This window comes from Aquimarina sp. AD1 (assembly GCF_003443695.1).
Lineage (GTDB): Bacteria > Bacteroidota > Bacteroidia > Flavobacteriales > Flavobacteriaceae > Aquimarina > Aquimarina latercula.
In genome coordinates, this window is record NZ_CP031966.1 from 5,160,497 (window position 1) to 5,181,254 (window position 20,758).

17 protein-coding genes are annotated in these 20,758 nt (G+C 32.6%); 7 read left to right on the forward strand and 10 right to left on the reverse strand.

The window, feature by feature from the left end:
- Window positions 1-119: 119 nt before the first annotated feature.
- The gene (locus D1815_RS22235; protein ID WP_027393728.1) at window positions 120-1,121 is read left to right on the forward strand and encodes a DUF6588 family protein; all 1,002 of its coding nucleotides are present in this window, start codon (window positions 120-122) and stop codon (window positions 1,119-1,121) included.
- Between the two features lie 108 nt (window positions 1,122-1,229).
- Window positions 1,230-2,156 carry a malate dehydrogenase gene (gene mdh / locus D1815_RS22240; protein WP_118389520.1) on the forward strand — a complete coding sequence of 309 codons (927 nt, stop codon included), beginning with the start codon at window positions 1,230-1,232 and terminating at the stop codon, window positions 2,154-2,156.
- Between the two features lie 73 nt (window positions 2,157-2,229).
- Here the strand turns inward: mdh and D1815_RS22245 are convergent, their stop codons facing one another.
- Window positions 2,230-2,733 (reverse strand): TlpA disulfide reductase family protein, encoded by a 504-nt coding sequence (locus tag D1815_RS22245; protein ID WP_118389522.1) that lies wholly within the window; start codon window positions 2,731-2,733, stop codon window positions 2,230-2,232.
- 139 nt (window positions 2,734-2,872) lie between these two features.
- Here D1815_RS22245 and D1815_RS22250 point away from each other — a divergent pair, with 139 nt between their 5' ends.
- The 3 genes from D1815_RS22250 (at window position 2,873) to D1815_RS22260 (ending at window position 10,874) form a co-directional block, all read left to right on the forward strand.
- Window positions 2,873-3,493: a hypothetical protein gene (locus D1815_RS22250; RefSeq protein ID WP_118389524.1), complete on the forward strand. Its 621-nt coding sequence runs from the start codon at window positions 2,873-2,875 to the stop codon at window positions 3,491-3,493.
- Window positions 3,494-3,709: 216 nt separating this feature from the next.
- The gene (secDF, locus tag D1815_RS22255) at window positions 3,710-6,733 is read left to right on the forward strand and encodes a protein translocase subunit SecDF (protein ID WP_118389526.1); all 3,024 of its coding nucleotides are present in this window, start codon (window positions 3,710-3,712) and stop codon (window positions 6,731-6,733) included.
- Window positions 6,734-7,187: 454 nt separating this feature from the next.
- Entirely contained in the window at window positions 7,188-10,874 is a 3,687-nt protein-coding gene (locus D1815_RS22260; RefSeq protein WP_118389529.1) for a starch-binding protein, read from the forward strand.
- A 75-nt stretch (window positions 10,875-10,949) separates the two neighbouring features.
- On the opposite strand, the gene D1815_RS22265 is transcribed toward D1815_RS22260, so the two are convergent.
- The 8 genes from D1815_RS22265 to D1815_RS22300 all read right to left on the reverse strand — a co-directional run bounded on the left by D1815_RS22265 (window position 10,950) and on the right by D1815_RS22300 (window position 17,030).
- On the reverse strand, window positions 10,950-11,444 hold the full coding sequence (locus tag D1815_RS22265) for a DUF192 domain-containing protein (RefSeq protein ID WP_118389531.1): 495 nt from the start codon (window positions 11,442-11,444) through the stop codon (window positions 10,950-10,952).
- A gap of 214 nt (window positions 11,445-11,658) precedes the next feature.
- Window positions 11,659-13,023, reverse strand: a complete 1,365-nt coding sequence (gene creD / locus D1815_RS22270) for a cell envelope integrity protein CreD (protein ID WP_118389532.1) — start codon at window positions 13,021-13,023, stop codon at window positions 11,659-11,661.
- Between the two features lie 29 nt (window positions 13,024-13,052).
- Complete coding sequence (locus tag D1815_RS22275) at window positions 13,053-13,706, reverse strand: DUF1361 domain-containing protein (RefSeq protein ID WP_051336175.1); 654 nt, start codon at window positions 13,704-13,706, stop codon at window positions 13,053-13,055.
- On the reverse strand, window positions 13,706-13,984 hold the full coding sequence (locus tag D1815_RS22280; protein WP_147404134.1) for a hypothetical protein: 279 nt from the start codon (window positions 13,982-13,984) through the stop codon (window positions 13,706-13,708). Before D1815_RS22280 ends, D1815_RS22275 begins: the two co-directional genes overlap by 1 nt.
- Window positions 13,985-14,010: 26 nt before the next feature.
- The gene (locus D1815_RS22285) at window positions 14,011-14,478 is read right to left on the reverse strand and encodes a Coq4 family protein (protein ID WP_118389535.1); all 468 of its coding nucleotides are present in this window, start codon (window positions 14,476-14,478) and stop codon (window positions 14,011-14,013) included.
- Window positions 14,479-14,532: 54 nt separating this feature from the next.
- Window positions 14,533-14,826, reverse strand: a complete 294-nt coding sequence (locus D1815_RS22290) for a transcriptional regulator (RefSeq protein WP_118389537.1) — start codon at window positions 14,824-14,826, stop codon at window positions 14,533-14,535.
- 42 nt (window positions 14,827-14,868) lie between these two features.
- On the reverse strand, window positions 14,869-15,474 hold the full coding sequence (locus tag D1815_RS22295; protein ID WP_118389539.1) for a hypothetical protein: 606 nt from the start codon (window positions 15,472-15,474) through the stop codon (window positions 14,869-14,871).
- Between the two features lie 74 nt (window positions 15,475-15,548).
- Complete coding sequence (locus D1815_RS22300) at window positions 15,549-17,030, reverse strand: carboxypeptidase-like regulatory domain-containing protein (protein ID WP_162897378.1); 1,482 nt, start codon at window positions 17,028-17,030, stop codon at window positions 15,549-15,551.
- 63 nt (window positions 17,031-17,093) lie between these two features.
- Here D1815_RS22300 and D1815_RS22305 point away from each other — a divergent pair, with 63 nt between their 5' ends.
- Window positions 17,094-17,456, forward strand: a complete 363-nt coding sequence (locus D1815_RS22305; protein ID WP_108802387.1) for a DUF1801 domain-containing protein — start codon at window positions 17,094-17,096, stop codon at window positions 17,454-17,456.
- On the opposite strand, the gene kdsA is transcribed toward D1815_RS22305, so the two are convergent.
- Window positions 17,443-18,261 (reverse strand): 3-deoxy-8-phosphooctulonate synthase, encoded by an 819-nt coding sequence (gene kdsA, locus D1815_RS22310; protein WP_118389544.1) that lies wholly within the window; start codon window positions 18,259-18,261, stop codon window positions 17,443-17,445. The genes D1815_RS22305 and kdsA overlap by 14 nt on opposite strands.
- A 275-nt stretch (window positions 18,262-18,536) precedes the next feature.
- Here kdsA and typA point away from each other — a divergent pair, with 275 nt between their 5' ends.
- Window positions 18,537-20,336, forward strand: a complete 1,800-nt coding sequence (gene typA, locus D1815_RS22315; protein ID WP_027393743.1) for a translational GTPase TypA — start codon at window positions 18,537-18,539, stop codon at window positions 20,334-20,336.
- Window positions 20,337-20,758: the final 422 nt, after the last annotated feature.

Sequence of the window (20,758 nt, forward strand, 5' to 3'; positions counted from 1 at the left end):
GTCCCGCCTATTAAACCCAAATCTTGTGAAATGAACAGACCTAAAATGTTTGAATACTTTTTCAAATATTAGTTTATGTGCATTCCATCTGATTATTGAACAACCATAGATAGAAACAGATGAAAAAAACGATACTACTTTTTACGATGCTTTTGTTTAAAGTGTCATATTCTCAAACTAATGTAGATCAGTTATTAGAATTAGGTATAGAAAATGCACAGCGTTTTAGTACTGATTATTTTGCTCCGGCAGGAGAATTGTTGGTAAATAGTATGTCTAATGGTTGGTATAAAACTGCCGAAGTAAAAAAGTTGTGGCGTTTTGAGGTAGGTTTTATCGGAAATCTTTCTTTTGTAAGAGAAGAAAAGCAGTCATTTATTCTCAATACAGCAGAATATGAAGGTTTAGAATTTAGTGAAGGTCCTTCGAGTCAGTTGGTGGCTAATGCTTTTGGTGGAAATCGTGGAGATATTTCGGTGGTTTTGGATCAAGGACAATTAGGGCAAGTAGAGATTACACTTCCAGATGGGATTGGTGGAAAAGAAGTAAATATTGCACCCACAGGATTTCTTCAGGGGTCTATGGGGATATCAAGAAGCACAGAGATTAAAGCAAGATTTTTACCAAAAATTGCTGTGCGAGAGAACACAGAAGTTTTTCTTTATGGATTGGCAATTCAGCATGAATTGACGGATTGGATTTTTTCTTGGAAAAGACTTCCTTTTAGATTTTCTGGATTAATAGGGTATACTAATGTTAGAGGGTTTTATGATTTTACCGCGGATAGTCAGATTGATGGGGCAGATCAGGAAATACGATTGAAGTCTAATTCATGGTTGGTTAGTGGTATTATTTCAACGAAGCTTCCTAAATTTAATTTTTACGGTGGTTTTGGGTATTATGCAGGAAATAGTAAAGCAGATATTTTGGGTACTTATGAAATTCAAAGAGGTCCACTAGCTAGTCAAACTGTTAAGGATCCAATTTCTGTAAATAATAAAGCTTCTGGACTTAAAGCCACTATTGGAGCTAATGTGAAATTAGGTTTTTTTAGAGCCAATTTAGATTATACGCTTCAGAACTATCAAAATCTCTCTATAGGATTGAATTTTGGTTGGTAATTTAACTAAGAATTCACAAACAAAATCGTTAAAGAATTTGTATTTTCGCGCTGATATTGAAGAGATTCAATATACCAAGATAATATTAATCAAAATTATATAGAGATAATGAAAGTTACAGTAGTAGGAGCTGGTGCAGTAGGTGCAAGTTGTGCCGAGTATATTGCCATTAAGAATTTTGCTTCAGAGGTAGTATTGTTAGATATTAAAGAAGGATATGCAGAAGGTAAAGCAATGGATTTGATGCAAACAGCTTCTTTAAACGGGTTTGATACTAAGATAACAGGAACTACAAATGATTATTCTAAAACTGCAGGAAGTGATATTGCTGTAATTACATCTGGTATTCCGCGTAAACCTGGAATGACACGTGAAGAATTGATTGGTATTAACGCAGGGATTGTAAAATCAGTTTCTTCTAGTTTGATTGAACATTCTCCAAATGCAATTATTATTGTAGTGAGTAATCCAATGGATACAATGACATATTTAGTACATAAAACTACAGATCTTCCTAAGAATAGAATTATTGGTATGGGTGGAGCTTTAGATAGTGCTCGTTTTAAGTATAGATTAGCTGAAGCATTAGGAGCTCCAATTTCTGATGTTGATGGAATGGTGATTGGAGGACATAGTGATAAAGGGATGGTTCCTTTAACAAGACTAGCAACTAGAAATAGTGTGCCAGTTTCAGAATATATCTCTGATGAGCGATTAGAGCAGGTTGCAGCAGATACTAAAGTTGGTGGAGCTACGCTTACTGGTTTATTAGGAACTTCTGCTTGGTATGCTCCAGGAGCTGCTGTTTCCGGATTGGTTCAGGCTATTGCTTGCGATCAGAAAAAAATATTCCCTTGTTCCACGTTGTTGGAAGGTGAGTACGGCTTAAATGATCTTTGTATAGGAGCGCCTGTAGTGCTAGGTAAAAACGGAATCGAAAAGATTGTAGAAATTAAACTTAGTGATGCTGAAAAAGCTAAACTTGCAGAGAGTGCAGCAGGAGTTAAGAAAACTAATGGATTATTAGAATTATAATTTATTCATCTATAAAAAAAGAGCCGCTATATTAATAGCGGCTCTTTTTTTGATAAATTATAAAATCACTTTCTTATAAATTTTTGTCAATTAAACCCTGTAATCTTCCAGAAGACGGTAATGGACAAAAGCGACTCACTTTTTTAGCAGTAGCATCAACAAGAAAAAATTTTGGAATAGACCAAGATGTTGAAGTGACTCCTCCCATTTCTGTAGTTTCAGAAATAAATGCTAGTATTGGACTGTTTTGTGGTACCCAAAATTGATTTTCAGTATTCTTTTTCTTTTTAACGTACTGTAACCATCTATCTTTATTAGTGTCTAAGGATATGTAAATAATATCTATATTATCTCCATATTGTTTTTTAATTTCTTCTAGGTATGGTGTTTCTTTAATACAAGGTTTACACCACGTAGCCCAAAGATCAATAACAGTTAATTTTGTTAATTTATCCTCAATTTTAATTTCCTTTCCCTCTACAGTTATTAAAGTTGAAAGCGGGAATTGTTCTTGCCCAATAAGTTTTTGACTCCAGTGAACGCTTACTAATAACAATATTATAAAAATGTATCTCACAGATTTCGTTGTTTAAATTTTCAAAATCAAAATAACGATTTATTTGTAAAAAAAGATATTTTACATTGATTACTATTTTATAAGACATTTATTGTAAGACTTTAGAAATGCAGTTTTAATTTTTTCTATATTTGCGCACATGAAGAAAGAATGGTACTTCAAGGTTTTAATTACTGCATTTGCACTGTTGGTTGTAATGCAGCATCAAACTGTTGTGCCTAACCAAGAAATTGTTTTAGAGTTTACTGATGTTGAGGTTACTTCTTCAGAAGCGCAAAACGCAATTGCACTTGTGAAAAAACAATTGGAGTCTATTGGAGTGAAAAACACTCGAATCTCTAAAGAGTTGCATAATGGTAAACTTAAAATTTCTTACTACAGTGATGCTGATGTAGAAAGTATAAAAAAGATACTTGCCAAAGAACAAAATGTTGCATTAAATCATATTTTATTTGATCAGAATAGTGCAGACGACCAATTTCCGTTCAACAAAAATTCTTCGGACTATAATCTAGATGTTTATAAAATTCAAAAAAGTACAGACTCCAATACGGATTTTAATGGAATTTTTGTTCTAGAGGTTAAACAAAAACAGGATAGAGCTTCAGGTTTTTATGCACATAGTTTTGTAGCCGAAAATGATATTGATCATTTAGCTAGACTAACAAAATTAGCTCAAAAAGTTAATAAATCTATTGCAATCACAATAGATAATATTTCTTATAAAATTCCTGAGGTAAGAGCAGGACCAATTTCTTAATTAAGGATATATTAATTTTAATATTCCTTACATCTCCAATTTTTAGGAAGTCAGATAAGAAGAAAGTAATTGAGTTGTTTTTTTCTAAATCCTATTTGACTTTTTAATATAGCTCATGTCTAAGATTTGATAGAGCTTTCCAATAATGAAATTCTAATAAATTAATAATTGTTGAATCCTATTTGATTTAAAAGGGTTTGACCAAAATAAATAATAATGCAAAATAAAGGACTTGTTAGAGTGTTTGCGATTTTATTTGGATTGGTATGTATTTACCAATTATCGTTTACGTACTTAACATACACAAAAGAAAAAGAAGCTGAAGCTTATGCCTTAGCTAAACATCCAGAAGCAGATGCCTCTGCATTAAGAGATACAGCAGAAAAAACGTATTTAGATTCTATTGGTAAGGATCCAATTTTTGCAAATTTTAGTTATAACGATGCTAAGTCAAAAGAACTAAATAAAGGTCTTGACCTTAAAGGAGGAATTAATGTAATTCTTCAGATTTCTGTTAGAGATATCTTAGAAGGATTGGCTAATAATTCTAAAAATCCTGCTTTTATCCAGGCGTTAGATGCTGCCGATCAGACTCAGAAAAATAGTCAGAATACATATGTTGAAGATTTCTTTATAGAGTTTGAAAAAATACCGGATGCTCAGTTAGCTTCTCCGGATATTTTTGCGAATAAAAATTTAAGTGATGATATCACTTTTGATATGTCTAACGACATTGTAGAGCCAGTTTTAAAAAGAAAAATTGACGAGTCAGTAACTTCAGCATTCGAAGTACTTCGTAAGCGTATTGATAAGTTTGGGGTTACACAACCTAATATCCAACGTTTAGGAGAGTCAGGGCGTATTTTAGTAGAGTTGCCAGGAGCTAAAGATGTAGATCGTGTAAAAAAGCTTTTACAGAGTACTGCACAATTAGAATTTTGGGATGTAGAAAATGCTCAAGAGCTTGGTATTTTCTTAAGCAGAATGAATGAGAAACTTAAGAAAGAATTAGAAGCCAAAGATGGTGTAGAAGTTAAAGAAGAAGTAACTGATGAGGTTACGGAATCAGAAAAAGTATTAGATACTGTTCAGACAGATACAACTAAAACGGATGCAGATGCTGAAATAGAAAAATTATTAGCAGATTCAGAAGATTCTACAGATGTAGAAACACAGGTAAATCCAATAAACGATTTAATCGGTCCTCCTTCAGTTGGAGGAGCATTGATCTCAGTTGCAATTAAGGATGTAGAGCAATTTGATGAGTATTTAAATAGAAAAGACATTAGAGCTTTATTACCTCAAGCTTTGAGGTACACAAAATTTGCTTGGAGTAAACCTGAGAAAGAAGGCGAGAGAGTAGATTTATATGCATTAAAAGGAAACCGTGATAGTACTCCAGAATTAAGTGGAGGAGTAATTACGGATGCTGCACAAACTTATGATCAGGTTAATAATGTAATAGTAACCATGCAGATGGATGGTAAAGGAGCTAAGAAATGGGAAGAAATGACAGGAAGGGCTTCGCAAACCAGAGGTCAGATTGCTATCGTTTTAGATAATATAGTATATTCTGCACCGGGTGTTTCTAAAGGACCAATTTCTGGAGGTAGAAGTGAAATTTCTGGAGACTTTACTGTTGAAGAAGGACAAGATTTAGCAAATGTATTGAGAGCTGGTAAATTACCAGCTTCTGCAGATATTATTGAGAGTGCAATAGTAGGACCGTCTTTAGGACAAGAGGCTATTGATAGTGGAGTGATGTCATTTGGTATTGCATTGGTGTTGATTTTAATCTGGATGATTTTTTACTATGGTAAGGCTGGAGCTTTTGCTGATGTTGCTTTGGTAGTAAATATTCTATTTATTTTTGGAGTACTAGCTGGATTAAAAGCTGTATTGACATTACCTGGTATTGCGGGTATTGTATTAACGATTGGTATGTCTGTGGATGCGAACGTACTTATCTTTGAAAGGATTAAAGAAGAACTTGCAAAAGGGAAATCTCAAGTAGATGCAATTAAAGACGGTTTTAATAATGCATTGTCATCTATATTAGATGCAAACATTACAACAGGTCTAACAGGTTTAATTCTTTTGTTCTTTGGTACAGGTCCAATTAAGGGATTTGCAACAACTTTGTTAATTGGTATTCTTACATCTTTATTTACTGCAATCTTTATTACAAGATTATTTATTGATGGATATGGTAAAAATGGTAAAGAACTAGCATTTTCTACTGCGGCTACTAAGAATTTATTTAAGAATATAAATATCAATTTCCTTGCAAAAAGAAAGATTGCATATTTGATTTCGGGTATTATCGTCGTAGCTGGTCTTGTATCACTATTTACTCCAGGACAAGGATTAGATGAAGGTGTAGATTTTGTTGGAGGAAGAACCTATACTGTTCGTTTTGCTCAGGATGTAGTGCCTACAGATGTAGAAAAGGATTTGGTAGCTGTTTTTGGTAGTGCGCAAGCAAAAACCTTAGGTGCTAATAATCAGTTAAAGATTACAACAAAATATAAGGTAGATGAAACAGGTGAAGAAGTAGATTCTGAAATCTCTAATTCTTTATTTACTGCTTTAAAACCTTATTTGACAGATGGTATGACTTATGCGGAATTCTCTAATGGAGATGAAGATAAGCAAGTGGGTATTATGTCTTCTAGAAAGGTAGGACCAACTATTGCAGATGATATTCAGCAAGCAGCATTTGTTTCGGTTATCGGATCTTTAATTGTAGTATTCTTGTATATCTTATTTAGATTTAGAAGATGGCAGTTTAGTTTAGGTGCAGTAGCAGCAGTATTTCATGATGTTTTAGTTGTATTAGGTGTATTCTCAATTACTTGGAAATTTATGCCATTTAATATGGAAATTGATCAAGCCTTTATTGCAGCCATATTAACGGTTGTAGGATACTCTCTGAATGATACGGTGGTTGTGTTTGATAGAATCCGTGAATATTTTGCGGAACACACAGGTTGGTCATTAGACAAGAATATTAATGGAGCATTAAATAGTACATTAAGTCGTACATTAAATACTTCGTTAACTACTTTATTAGTATTGATAGCAATCTTTATTTTTGCTGAACCATTAAGAGGGTTTATGTTCTCATTAATTATTGGTGTATTAGTAGGTACGTATTCTTCATTATTCATTGCAACTCCTGTAATGTATGATACGGTGAAGAAAGTAGGTTTAAAAGAAAAGAAGAAGACTGAAGAGTAAGTTTTCTATAAATTTTGAAAAAAAAGAGTTGTGTCCTTTGTTGGATGCAACTCTTTTTTTGTTTGAATTTTCCCTAATGATAGGTTACTGTTTTATGGATCTTTGTCTTTTTGTTAACACTATATCGTTTGCGTAATAATGGAGTAAGAAATTATTTTTTTTAATTACCTACATTTGAAAATATCACTATTAAATAGTTAATTTTTTGACTTATTGATAGTTTAAGAGTGTGATGTAAAAATAGCAGCTATCCACTTTTTAGTATTATGTAGTTATACATAATCGAAAGTTTTAGTTGTTCATTTTTTTGAACATATAATGACGCTGAAGTAGCTATAAGTAGTTTGCAAATAAAAGATCTGGGAAAATTTTCTTTGCAGGGGTTAGTTGTCGTTGGAATATATAAATGTTGTTTTACAACATAACACTATTATATATTTAACACACAAGATTCATGAAAAACACTAACTTATTTTTGGTATTGCTATTTGTCTATTCGGGGATAGTAGCACAACAAGTCCACACTTCTTATTTGTGGCATATGCAACAGCCCAATTATTGGCCTGAGAAAAGTAAAGAAAATCCTAACCGCTATCAGACTGTTCTAGAGTCTCATAATCTAAAAACTTCTGGTGACTCCTGGAATATTTATGATGATGGAATAAGTCATCCATTAAATAATTTGGAGGAAATTTTTGGGAAATATGATCGTGTAAAAGCATATCAGTATGGACCAAAGAACTCTGTTCAAACATTGTTGGGATTACCAAATGGTGGTGCGCAGGTTAATTATTCTGGTTGCTTGATAGAAAATGTAAATAGCCTAGGAAATGCTGGAGTTTGGGGTTATAGCCAGGGCTGGGAAAATAATTTTATAGAAGCTAAAAACTGGAAAACATCTGGTGGACAGCCTAGGATGGATCTAACGGGATTTACGTTTCATCATGCATTAGCACCATTAATAAGTGAACGTGCTTTAAGAATGGAATTGAAAACGCATAAATTAATAATGACTGAAACTTTTGGAGGAGAGTATTCTAAAGGTTTTTGGCCAGCAGAATGTTCTTTTTCCGAAAGGATCATAAAGGTTTTGGTAGAAGAGGGTTTTCAATGGTCTGTTGTAGCTAATAGCCATTTATCACGTACTTTAAACGATTACCCATTGGATTATGGAACTTCTGGGGTTAATATTGACCCACCTAATGCTGCGGATAAAGTAGCTACCAATGGACAGAATTGGTGGAAAGGTCAAATAGACGGGAGAGGAGGAACTTTTGCCGCTCCATATTGTTATCAAGCACACAAAGCGCAATATATTGATCCAGAAACTGGTCAAGCATATAAAATGGATGTTGTACCGATGGCAGATTTATTGAGTTATCAGAACGGATTTAGTTCTATGGGAACAGGGGAAATAGATGCTAATATTGCTCCTTTTAGTAACGCAAGTCAGCCATCGATTGTATTGCTTGCTCATGATGGAGATAATGCTTGGGGTGGTGGAGATAGTTATTACCAAGAGTCTGTTCCTGGATTTGCTAATGAAGCTGCTTCTAAAGGATATGATCCCACTACAATACAACAATTCTTAAACTCTTACCCAGTTCCAGAAAGTGATATTGTGAGAGTAGAAGATGGATCTTGGGTAAATGCTGCTAATGATTGGGGACACCCTCAATTTATTAATTGGTTATGGCCTTTGTATGATACCACAGATTATACGTTTAATCCGGATGGATGGACTGAGGATGCTAGAAATTGGGCGGTAATAACTGCTGCAGAAAACTATGTTTTAACTGCAGAGGACAATAGTGGAGGTGTTGATCTTGCAAAAGTTATTGACCCTTCTTTCGGGGCTTCCAATGCGGAAAAAGCTTGGCATTTTTTCTTACCATCTTTAACTAGTGGTTATATGTATTATGGAAAAGCAATTGATATGGAGGTTAAGCAGACGCTAGCGGGTAATATTGCAATAGAACATGCGAAAGCAGAAATTGGAGACGCCCCAGAACAAGACAATACTCCGCCATCTGTGTTTATTCCACAACGTTTTCCGTATAATCCTGGAGGTAAAGGGTTTGGGCCTATTTATGCATATCAAGAAGTTCAGAATACTTCTGATTTTCATGTTTGGACATTTGCACATGATGTAAATGGTCTGGCTTCAGTAGAGTTAAAATATAGAACAGATAATGATGGCGTAAATCCTATTTCTGATAATGTGAATGACGTATATTCAACTAGTGAAGGTGTGAGTTCTTGGAATAGTATCTCTATGATACAGAAAGAATTTCCAAAAGGTAATGTAACACAAGATCCAGAAATTGATTTATTTATAGAACCAACAGCTATTGCAGATTTATGTTATGCAGAGATTAAAGGCCTCTTTAATGTATTGGTAGATTATTATGTAGAAGCTGTGGATACCAAGGGGAATGTGTTTAAGACCCCTATTCAACATGTATATGTTGGAGAATTTAATAGTAGTGATCAGGTAACTCTAACTGTAACCCCTGATTCTGGAAATTATGATGATACGATTGAAGTAGTGTTAGAAGCTTCAACAACATCTGTTAATGATGGGGTTGTTGTTTATTATACTATAGATGGATCAGATCCTGATCAATCAAGTACTGAATATTCGAATTCATTCGATATTGGTAATGCTGATAGTGAACCAATCATCTTAAAAGCAATAGCATTTGATGAAGATGGAAATTCTTCCGAAGTAATCACTAGGAATTATACATTTGGTGACCTGCCTTCTTATAGTATTCACTTTAAGAACACTTCTAATTGGAGTCAGGTTTATGTATACGCTTTTGATAAAAATAATAATGCAGCATTACCCGGTTGGAATTGGCCAGGTAAATTAATGACTAAAGAACAAGATTCGCCTTGGTACATTACAACCATAGCGGAGTCAGTAGAGGTTGGTCTTGTTTTTACAAATGGAAATGGAGAACAGTCAGATGATCAATTTAGAAATGTAGATGGTTGGTATGTGTATTCAGAAAATATTTGGTATGATCAATGCCCTTCGGATTGTCCGGGAGTTTTAGGATTGCCTGAATTGTCAGTTACTCCATTAGGAGGATCTTATGAAGGAAGCGTTTCGGTAAATTTATCGACTACCAATCAAGGAGTAATTTATTATACCATAGATGGATCAGAACCTTCGGATTCTAGTTCTTTATATCAAAATGAATTGATTTTTACAGAAGATACTACATTAAGGGCTATTGCTTACAATAGTAGCGGTCAGTCATCGATTATTTCTGAAGATTATAATATCACCGAGGCTCAATCATTTACTGTTTATTATCGAAATATGTCTAACTGGAATGATGTATATGTGTATTTATTTGATAAAAATACAAATCAACCATTACCTGGTTGGAATTGGCCAGGTAGATCAATGGATAGAGAACAATCCTCACAGTGGTACTCATTTTTGATCGAAGAAAATGCTGACATAGGTATTGTGTTTAATAACAACAACAATGGAGGGCAATCATATGATTTGATGAGAGAAGTAGATGGATGGTATGATTCATCTACTAATCAATGGTATGATCAGTGTCCAACAGCTTGTCCTGGAGATGTTTCTGATGATGAATTGACAATTCATTTTAATAATAACAATACCAATTGGAATTCTGTAACATTATATTACTGGGAAACAACTCCCACATCTTTGACTACTTCTTGGCCTGGTGTCCAAATGACGGATATAGATGGAGATGGATGGTATGAGTATACATTATCTGGGGTAACATGTGCAAAAGTTATTTTTAGTATAAATGGAGAACAACAAACAGGAGATTTAGAAATATGCGGTGAAGGATGGTATGATAATGGTTGGGTAAATGAGCCTTTAAATAAAGAACCAGAAAAAAATGCGGTAAGGATTTCTTCACCTTATCCTAATCCTTTTAAAGATGAGATTAACTTTAATATATCGGGAGAGGATAGGTCTCTTAGTGTTACGATTAGAGATGTAAAAGGAGGATTGTATTATTCTGATGTGATATCAAGTAAAAATGGAGTGATATCAATACCTCTTAATGTGACAAAAGGAATATATTTTGTGAAATTCAGTGGTAAAACTATTAATAAGGTTGTGAAGATTATTAAATAATTTTTCCGATTTATCCCTGGGTAAAACCCTTGAAAAGAATAATCTTTCAAGGGTTTTTATTTGACTCAGATAAGTTTAGTTTCTTTTAAAGGATATAGAATCACCAATTTTTAAATTCCATTGATCAGATAACCCACTGTTTATTTCTAAAATATATTTAGCAGGTTTTCCAGAAGGAAGAGATGTTTCGTCTAATGGCTTTGCATCTTTTTGAAAACTCACGATTTTATATTGATCATCAATGTAGATAATATCTAAAGGGATCAATGTATTTTTCATATAAAAACTTTGTAGTTTAAACTTCTCCTGAATAAATAACATACCTCTTTTTTCTTCCATAGTTTTACGATACATCAGTCCCGTTTCTCTTTCATAATCGTTATCCGCGATTTCTATGCCTAACGAAACAATTTGACTTGGGATTGAATCTTGTAAGTTATAAATAGATAGTTCTCCTTCTTTTGTGAATTTTATCTCTTCTGTGACTATTTTTTTATCGGTTTCTTTTTTGCAAGAGAAAATAAATAAACTGAAAACCAGTATTACTGACACAAATATGTTTTTTTTCATTAGTATTTTCTTTTTGTTGGTCCAATATGAGTTAAGATCTGTTTAAGAACGAAAAGTAACGGTTTTCTTTGTGAAACACAATTTCTAAAAGAAACAAATCTTTGTTAAAAAAAAGCCGCACTTCACAAATTCGAAGCACGACTTTTCTCAACTAACTAACCAGCATTTTTGTTTGTTATTTTAAAAAATAGTTATGTGGTTTATATAAAAAAAATTAAACTCCATCATTCCCCCAATCAATTTTTCTAGATACCATCATAATGGTTCCCAGTATTAAAAACAATCCAATACTACCTACTAATAATGCGTAATCTTCTAACTGAATAATTACAAATATAAAGGCGTACAGAGCAGTCAAAGATGCTGATATCATGGCCATAAACTTAAAACTTCTAAGAATTGCTTTAGTATATACAGAAATTAATACTATTACGGAGATACCAGCAATTAGATAAGCATATAAAAAGCTTGAGTGTTCGGAGATTGATATCAGTAAAGTATAAAACATGGTCAGTGCTAACCCTATCATTAAGTATTGGAATGGATGAATATTTATCTTGCTAATAGTTTGGATTAAAAAGAAGACTAAGAAGGTAAGTGCTATAACTAAATATCCATATTTGGCAGTTCTTTCACTCTTTTGATAATCATCTACAGGGACAATAAATTTTACTCCAAAGGCAGATGAATTAATATGTGGTAACTCTCCAAAAAACTCTTGTTCGAATTCTCTGTTCACCTGTAATACTTTCCAGTTAGCTTTAAAACCTTTCTCGGTAATTGATTTAGTTTTTGGATCTGGTAAATAGTTTCCATCAAATTTTGGAGAAGCCCAATCAGAAGTTATACTTACATTAGTTTCTTTACCTACCGGGATGAATTTTAGTTGATTACTTCCGTTGATGATAAGATCTAGGTTAAAGTCAATTGCTTTTTCTTTTGGCCATGAGTTTTCGTTTAGAAATTTAGTTTCTAACGTATTGGTGTATGAATCTTTTGAGTATTTTGATTGGAGTAAGTAATTTTCTGTACCGAGTTTTAATTGGAGATTACTTTTTATTCCTTTTAGATTTGTAGAGTTAAGAATAATAGTAGATTTATCCCATAAAATATCTTCTTCTGGAATATCTTGAGTATCAAAAGATGGTATTGTAAATGATCCTTTAATCTTCATGTCAGAAGTGTATACTGGAGATTTGTAAATACCTCTTTTTAGTGTGTCAGATGTAACATTTGCTTTGATATCTAATAAATTAGGAAAGAAGAAAGCATGTCGAACCGTAATAATGTCTTCTTCAGTATATGATTTAGTTTTTTCATCCCATATTTTTTTGATATTATGAGTTTGATATGGAAGTTTTAGAATAGGTCCATAGAGCATTACTTGATTCCCCCATTTTTGGTTGATGTCACTTACTACCGTTTGTTCTTGTCTTATAGAACGTTCCTGTATTAGGCTTTTGATATAAGAAAGTGGAATCAATAGAACTAAAATTAATATGCCTACCATAAGCATACGAATGGTAATTGAGGTTTTTATCCATTGTCCAAAGGATTTTTTTGGTTTTTGATTTTCCATGACTGTTTAAATTTATAATGATTGTCTTTTTAGTTATTTTCTTTGTGATAATGTTGTATTAAGTGATAGGTGATGATTAAAAAACTACCAAAACCAATGGTAAATACCCAAGTATGTATATGTTCGATAGGTGATATTATTCGCCTAAATATGTCACCTAGAATATGTAATGGATTTTGAATGAGATCCCAACTATTCCATCGAAGTATACGTCCCATGTATATACCAAACCCACATAATAATAGGGTTAGATGTATGATGAAATTGGTGGCCTTATTAGAAAAGTGTTCCCGAAGTAGTCGCTGCATTGTTCGCAAAGAAGCAAATCCAATTATTAATCCGTTAATGGCAAAAGATAAGATGAGAAGCACATCGAACCATACAGAATGTAGAGAACTAAGTCTAATATGCTGTAAATCGGTTAGTATGTAAGGCGCGTTAGGTAAAAAAGCTAACCAGGCTATAAAACCTAATCCGAATAGAAATCTATTTTTGTGTATTCTGTCAAAACTAAGCACGGTTGTTATTCCGTATGGGATGCAGGCTAGAAATAAGTTCCAGATTAAAAATAGAAAGAAAACAGAATCTAATTTTGTAACTCTAATAATTAAAAGTGTTATGCTAAATGCTACGGCTATACTAAAACCTTTAATAAACGGGAGTTGTTTTTGTAAAGAATTCATTATAAAATAATAGTATGAAAAGGGTTATTGATAACGATTAAGAAGTATCCAATAGCAATAGGAATATTTAATAAGAAAACTAATACAGTGGTTAAGTTTTCCTTGTAACAGTGATAATTGATAACTGTATTTGCTAATAATCCTATAAAAGTTATTCCGTTAAGAACAACGGCAATTATAACATAAAATAGACCTATTGTGGTTATTTGTTCCCATGGAACAATTAGATGTAGTAATAAGAGTATCGTGCCTAAAAGAAAGCTAAAGGTTGCTATCATAAGGGCGTTTCGATTTGCTGATTGTGTTATTTGCATGGTGTAGATATTAAAAAAGTTGTTCTTATGGTGTCCAGTGATTGATCTAGTAATTTTTTGAAATCCAATTGATGAAATGAATAGGCATTACGCCCTTGTTTAAATGCATTTCTAAATACTTTAAACTTATCAGGATAGAGTAAGGTTCCTATGAAAATAACAGTATATAAGTATGTACTCTTTTTACCGTTACCAAGAAGGTAATACTGCATTGATATTTCCTCAGGAACTGTAATTCCAGTTTTTGTTAGTACGTGAAATACATCATGATTTTCTAATTTAGGCTGAGGTGTGAAATCATGTTGTAGCAAAAAGCTCCCTAAGTGAAATCCAAGACTTGTTTTAGGATATCTTAACAGTTGTGATATTGAAATGTCCCAAGGATCTTCTTTTTTGAACCATTTTTGATATGGAATTTTACTCCATTCATATAGTATTTCTAATAATATTGATCTCATTTTTAATTTTTAAAAGTACTTTGAAATTCAAAGTAAATAAATAAAAAAATATAGCTATTGCTTTAGTAATTTTTCAATAGCTTCTACATGTTTTTTAAAGGCATCACGCCCTTTTTTAGTGGCACTATATCGCGTGTTTGGTTTTTTTCCTATGAATGATTTCTCAACCAATATATATTCCGATTTTTCTAGCGCTTTGGTGTGACTAGCTAAATTTCCATCCGTTGCACCTAACAAGTCCTTTAGCATTTTAAAATCGGCATATTCATTAACCACCAATACGGACATAATACCTAGTCGTATTCGGTGATCAAATGCTTTATTTATGTTGCCAATAATACTGCTCATTTCTTAGCTTTTAAGCTTAAATTTTAAGTGTTTCGAAGAATTTTATCTATCGTGTTTTAAATAGATTAAACTACCATAGACAATATGCATTATCCCAAACCCTAGAACCCAAAACCAGAAACCATAATTTGGAAATACAGAACACACCAAACCTAATATAATTTCTGCATACCCCAAATATTTTACATTTCCAATAGTATATTTTGACGCATTTACTAAGGCTAATCCATAAAAAATTAGCATTAATGATCCAGTAAGGCCATAATGATGATTATAAACTTTGATGATAATAAAAATACCACCAGTAACCAATGGAATTAAAAAAGCAGTGAGTAATCTTTTGGAAGTTCCATTCCAAAGGGTTTCGTTATTTTGCTTAGCTTTTCTGTTGCTTAATATGATACCGGTTATAATGCTTAAAAGCGCTACTGCTACAAGGTCAATTAGAATATAGTTAAATATCTTTCCTTCGGCGATAACATAATCTATACCGCTGATACTAACAAGATAATAAGCAATTGCTGCACCTATGATTGCATATACACCTGCTAATATTCCTGATAAACCACTAAGGGAGAAAAATCGTGATGATTTATTCATCATATCCTTGATCTCCGTAATATCTTTTAAATAATCTTCTGTGCTCATATTAAAAGTACTTTGAAATACAAAGTAAAATTAAAATATTGAAACTCACAAATTTTTTTGAACTTAATCCGGAATTAGTTTTTACGTTTAAATTGTGATTCTAAACTTCCTTTAACTTCTAAATCTTCTAATGCCTCTCCTACAACACCAGTAGCTATAAGGGTATTGTAGTTATTCCAGAAATTGCTATCATAGGAAAGCGGGTAGTTAAATAGGGCATTAGAAAAATTATTTTTAAATATTTCGTCATTAGTAAAAGAAGAAATTTTTTCAATATTAACCGCGCCAACTATTAATTCTGACTCTGTAGTTATTTTATAGTTTTCGAATAAATCACCTGTGTTTTCATACGAATTAATTGCTTTAATTCGCTTTAGATACCATGTGCTCTTATAGTCAGAGAATGTAACATAAACTTGATAGTTCTTTAGACTGGTAATGCGCGTAATAAATGCTTTTTTGCTACTTTTTTCTATAACTTCTGGAGTTTTTAGTTGGGCTGCGAATCGCTGGTTTAAAGTACTCTTTGCTTCGTTAGTAAGTTTATATTGATATGAAATAATTGCCTTGCTATCTTCTTCTATAGTCACTTCACCAATATAGGGAGTTTCAATATCAGAGAAATCTTTTGGCTTAAAAGAAATAATATAAACTAACTTATTATTATAAGTGCTCTTTCCATAAAGGGTGAAAAGATATTTGTTATTTATTTGAGAATCAAAGAAATCTTCTTTCCTTTTTACTTTATCTGCTCCAGTTAATCGAAGAGGACCTCCACCTATTTCATTATTTTCCAACCATTTTAGATTTAAAGTGTCGATAGATTTTAATTTCTTTGATTGTTCTAAAATTTTATAATCTTGTAGATTATTACTTTTTCTTAAGGCTATTATTTTGGCCTTGTCTCTGGTGTCAGCTACAAATTTTTGGGGCTCAGGAAAAGGAACTTGGTTAATATTATATTCTAGACGATTAAACTGCATGTAATTTGTCCTAGATAATAAATAATCAAAATTAGAATCATAAGCGGAGTAATGTATAAGGCTCGCAGCATCGGAGAATTTTGTGTAATTGTTATCTATTTTTGTTAATTCTCTGTAATATGCTTCTAGTTCAGTGGATTGCTGAGAGTAATTTTCTGGAATTAATGAAATAGCTTGATCAATCAGTTCTTTGTATTTGTTTTTTACCGTTACAACAATTTCATCTAATGAGGTAGAAACTGGATTTAGGTATACTTTTTTAGAAGTATCTTTTAATTTTTTTATTGATATACTACTGTTTTCATAACCTACAAAAGAAAATACAACTTTACGGGATTCATATTTTTTACTAATAGTTAACTCAAATTTTCCTTCTTCATTAGTTATAGTTCCTATTGATGTTCCGTCAATTAAAACATTCGTAAAAGGCAAAGGAGTTTTGGTGCTCTTATCCAGAACAGTTGCTTCTATGGTATATGTTTCTTGTTTCTTTTTTTTTACCTGACTTTCAGCTAGTCCAGGTAATAAAAAAAGGAAAAAGAAGATTAATTGAATTGAGTTTTGAGGTTTCAATGTGATTAGATATCTTGGGGTTAATAATTGTAAAATTAACTATTTTAAAAATACCATTTTTTATTGAATCCTGCAGAAAATTATATTCTTAACCAACCGGAACCATTTCGATCTATGTTACTTCATTTACAGGTACTTATTGAAACTACTTTGCCAGAGGTACAATTGCTATTTAAGTGGAAAGTTCCTTTTTATTACATAGATAAAAGTCCTATTTGCTATCTAAATGTAACTAAAGGATATGTGGATATTGGCTTTTGGGGAGCACAATATTTTACCAAGCACATGGATAAGCTAGTGTCAGATAAAAGAAAATACGTTAAATCTTTACGCTATTTTGAGCCAAAGGAAATAGAAGAAGACACGCTTATTGACCTCCTTGAGCAAGCATATTTACATAGAAATAAAAAAATTATAACGAATTAACGGTTTGTCTAATAGCAACCAAGTTACTAAGTAACTTTTCTAGATATTGTAGATCTAGCATATTAGCACCATCACTTTTTGCATTTGAAGGATCAAAATGCGTTTCCATAAATAGACCATCAACACCAGTTACGACTCCAGCACGTGCTATTGTTTCTATCATATCTGGTCTTCCACCCGTTACTCCGCTAGTCTGATTAGGTTGTTGTAGAGAATGTGTAACATCTAGAACTGTAGTAGCATATTGTTTCATAGTTGGTATTCCTCTAAAATCTACAATCATATCTTGATATCCGAACATAGTTCCTCTGTCTGTAATCATAGCTAAGTCGCTACCACTATCATTAACCTTTCTTACTGCATGTTGCATTGCTTCGGGACTCATAAACTGTCCTTTTTTAAGGTTTACTGTTTTTCCAGTTTTGGCTGCGGCAACTACTAGGTCAGTCTGTCTTACCAAAAATGCAGGAATTTGTAAAATATCAACATATTCTGCAGCCATAGCTGCATCATCATTCTCATGGATATCAGTTACTGTTGGAATCTCAAAAGTTTCTCCTACTTTACGTAAAATTTTTAACGCTTTTTCATTTCCAATACCCGTAAAACTATCAATACGGCTTCGATTTGCTTTTTTAAAAGAACCTTTGAAAACATATGGAATTTTAAGTTTAGAAGTGATTTCTACTACTTTTTCAGCAATTCTTAAAGCCATTTCTTCTCCCTCAATAGCACAAGGTCCTGCAAGAAGGAAAAAATTATTAGCATCAAGGTTTTTTAGGTTTTTAATCTTTGAAAGTTCCATATCAATATTTTAAGAATGCAAAGATATGCGTTTTAATGATTGAATGAAAAGATTATCTATCAAGAAGTTTTGTATCTATTATCATGTTGAATATTAGTCGTCTTAACCTATGTTACCAAGATATTATTGTTCGAATACTTAATTGTTAACTGAAATTTAAGAAGCTTTACAAGAGAGGTTTAAGTGTTTGATTTTGAAGCTGTTTTATTATTCTTGTTTTAATATACAACCTATTAAAATATAACGTACATTTGCACCCTTAAATTCAGGCGTATATGACTGCTATAAAAAACATTGCTATTATTGCTCACGTAGATCACGGTAAAACTACCTTGGTAGATAAAATTATGTATCACTGTCAATTATTTCGTGAAAACGAGAATACAGGAGATTTGATTTTAGATAATAATGATTTAGAGCGCGAAAGAGGAATCACAATTACTTCTAAGAATGTTTCTGTTACTTATAAAGGAACAAAAATCAATATTATTGATACACCAGGTCACGCCGATTTCGGTGGAGAAGTAGAGCGTGTATTAAATATGGCTGATGGTGTTCTATTATTAGTAGATGCTTTTGAAGGGCCAATGCCGCAAACACGTTTTGTACTTCAAAAAGCAATTGATTTAGGATTAAAACCTTGTGTAGTTGTTAATAAAGTAGATAAGGAGAACTGTACTCCTGATGAAGTGCACGAGAAAGTTTTTGATCTAATGTTTGAATTAGGAGCAGAGGAGTGGCAGTTAGATTTCCCAACAGTTTATGGTTCTGCAAAGAACAACTGGATGAGTGATGACTGGCAGAAAGAAACTGATAGTATAGAACCATTATTGGATATGGTGATGGAGCATATTCCTGCGCCAAAGATCCAAGAAGGGACAGTGCAGATGTTAATTACATCATTAGACTTTTCTTCATTTACAGGTCGTATAGCGATTGGTCGTTTACAAAGAGGTACATTGACAGAAGGAATGCAGGTTTCGTTAGTAAAACGTGATGGAACAATAAAGAAATCAAAAATAAAAGAACTTCATACTTTCGAAGGTTTAGGAAGAATGAAAGTCGATAAAGTAGAGGCAGGAGATATTTGTGCTTTAGTTGGTTTAGAAGGATTTGAAATCGGTGATACCGTTGCTGATATCGAAAACCCAGAAGGTTTAAAAACGATCGCAATTGATGAACCAACGATGAGTATGTTATTTACAATTAACGATTCTCCGTTTTTTGGTAAAGATGGAAAATTTGTTACTTCGAGACATATCAAAGAAAGATTAGAAAAAGAATTAGAGAAAAATTTAGCACTTAGAGTTAATGAAACTAATAGTGCGGATAAATTCTTGGTTTTTGGTAGAGGTGTACTTCACTTATCTGTACTTATTGAAACAATGCGTAGAGAAGGATATGAATTACAAATCGGACAGCCGCAAGTAATTATTAAGGAGATTGATGGTGTAAAATGCGAACCTATTGAAGAATTAACTATTGATTTACCTGAGAATGTATCTGGTAAAGCGGTAGAAATGGTAACAATGCGTAAAGGAGAAATGTTAAGCATGGAAGCCAAAGGAGAGCGAATGGTTTGTGAGTTTATGATCCCATCTAGAGGTATTATTGGATTACGTAATCAGTTATTAACGGCTACTGCTGGAGAGGCGATTATGGCGCATCGATTTAAAGAATATCAGCCGCTTAAAGGTGATATTCCAGGTCGTATTAATGGATCTTTAGTATCTATGGAAAAAGGTTCTGCAATACCGTATTCTATTGATAAATTACAAGATAGAGGGAAGTTTTTTGTAGATCCAGGTGAGGATATTTATGAAGGTCAAGTGATAGGAGAGAATTCTAGAGGAGATGATATGACAGTTAATATTACTAAAACTAAAAAGTTAAGTAATGTGCGTTCTTCTGGAGCTGATGATAAAGCTAAGATCGTTCCTGCAATTAAATTCTCTTTAGAAGAAGCTTTGGAATATATTCAAAAAGATGAGTATGTAGAAGTTACTCCTAATCATTTACGATTAAGAAAAGTATTCTTAACAGAAGTTGAGCGTAAGAGAAATAAAATTGTATAAGTCTAAAACTTCTTATTTATAATATATAATTAAAAAATCCCGAGGTAACTCGGGATTTTTTGTCGAAATCTTGGGGTAATTGTGGTTTTGGGATTAATTCGTTTGTAGGAGTAATTGTTTATTAGTATAATTTTTTTGTCCGCGCAAATGTAATTTTTTGAAATAACTGTAAACTTGTAAAAACCTTTAAAATAACGGTAAAATACATTTTTTATCGATAAAATACATTTTTTTATGTCTTTAGATCAAAATTTAGTAATAGAACTGGTTGGTTATTTTGCATCATTTATGGTGCTTATATCGTTTCTGATGCGTAATATCAAAAAACTTCGTCTAATAAATACTGTGGGGTGTGTGGCTTTTGTAATTTATGGGGTCTTACTCAACTGGTCATTGCCAATAATAATTACTAATACAGCAAT

Bases quoted from the DNA above. Each gene is read 5' to 3' on its own strand.
- kdsA (WP_118389544.1), bottom strand. From the start codon at position 18,261: ATGGAACTTTCAAAGATTAAAAACCTAAAAAACCTTGATGCTAATAAT.
- D1815_RS22285 (WP_118389535.1), bottom strand. From the start codon at position 14,478: ATGAGATCAATATTATTAGAAATACTATATGAATGGAGTAAAATTCCA.
- mdh (WP_118389520.1), top strand. From the start codon at position 1,230: ATGAAAGTTACAGTAGTAGGAGCTGGTGCAGTAGGTGCAAGTTGTGCC.
- D1815_RS22235 (WP_027393728.1), top strand. From the start codon at position 120: ATGAAAAAAACGATACTACTTTTTACGATGCTTTTGTTTAAAGTGTCA.
- D1815_RS22250 (WP_118389524.1), top strand. From the start codon at position 2,873: ATGAAGAAAGAATGGTACTTCAAGGTTTTAATTACTGCATTTGCACTG.
- D1815_RS22280 (WP_147404134.1), bottom strand. From the start codon at position 13,984: ATGATAGCAACCTTTAGCTTTCTTTTAGGCACGATACTCTTATTACTA.
- D1815_RS22290 (WP_118389537.1), bottom strand. From the start codon at position 14,826: ATGAGCAGTATTATTGGCAACATAAATAAAGCATTTGATCACCGAATA.
- typA (WP_027393743.1), top strand. From the start codon at position 18,537: ATGACTGCTATAAAAAACATTGCTATTATTGCTCACGTAGATCACGGT.
- D1815_RS22275 (WP_051336175.1), bottom strand. From the start codon at position 13,706: ATGAATTCTTTACAAAAACAACTCCCGTTTATTAAAGGTTTTAGTATA.
- D1815_RS22295 (WP_118389539.1), bottom strand. From the start codon at position 15,474: ATGAGCACAGAAGATTATTTAAAAGATATTACGGAGATCAAGGATATG.
- D1815_RS22265 (WP_118389531.1), bottom strand. From the start codon at position 11,444: ATGAAAAAAAACATATTTGTGTCAGTAATACTGGTTTTCAGTTTATTT.
- secDF (WP_118389526.1), top strand. From the start codon at position 3,710: ATGCAAAATAAAGGACTTGTTAGAGTGTTTGCGATTTTATTTGGATTG.
- creD (WP_118389532.1), bottom strand. From the start codon at position 13,023: ATGGAAAATCAAAAACCAAAAAAATCCTTTGGACAATGGATAAAAACC.
- D1815_RS22260 (WP_118389529.1), top strand. From the start codon at position 7,188: ATGAAAAACACTAACTTATTTTTGGTATTGCTATTTGTCTATTCGGGG.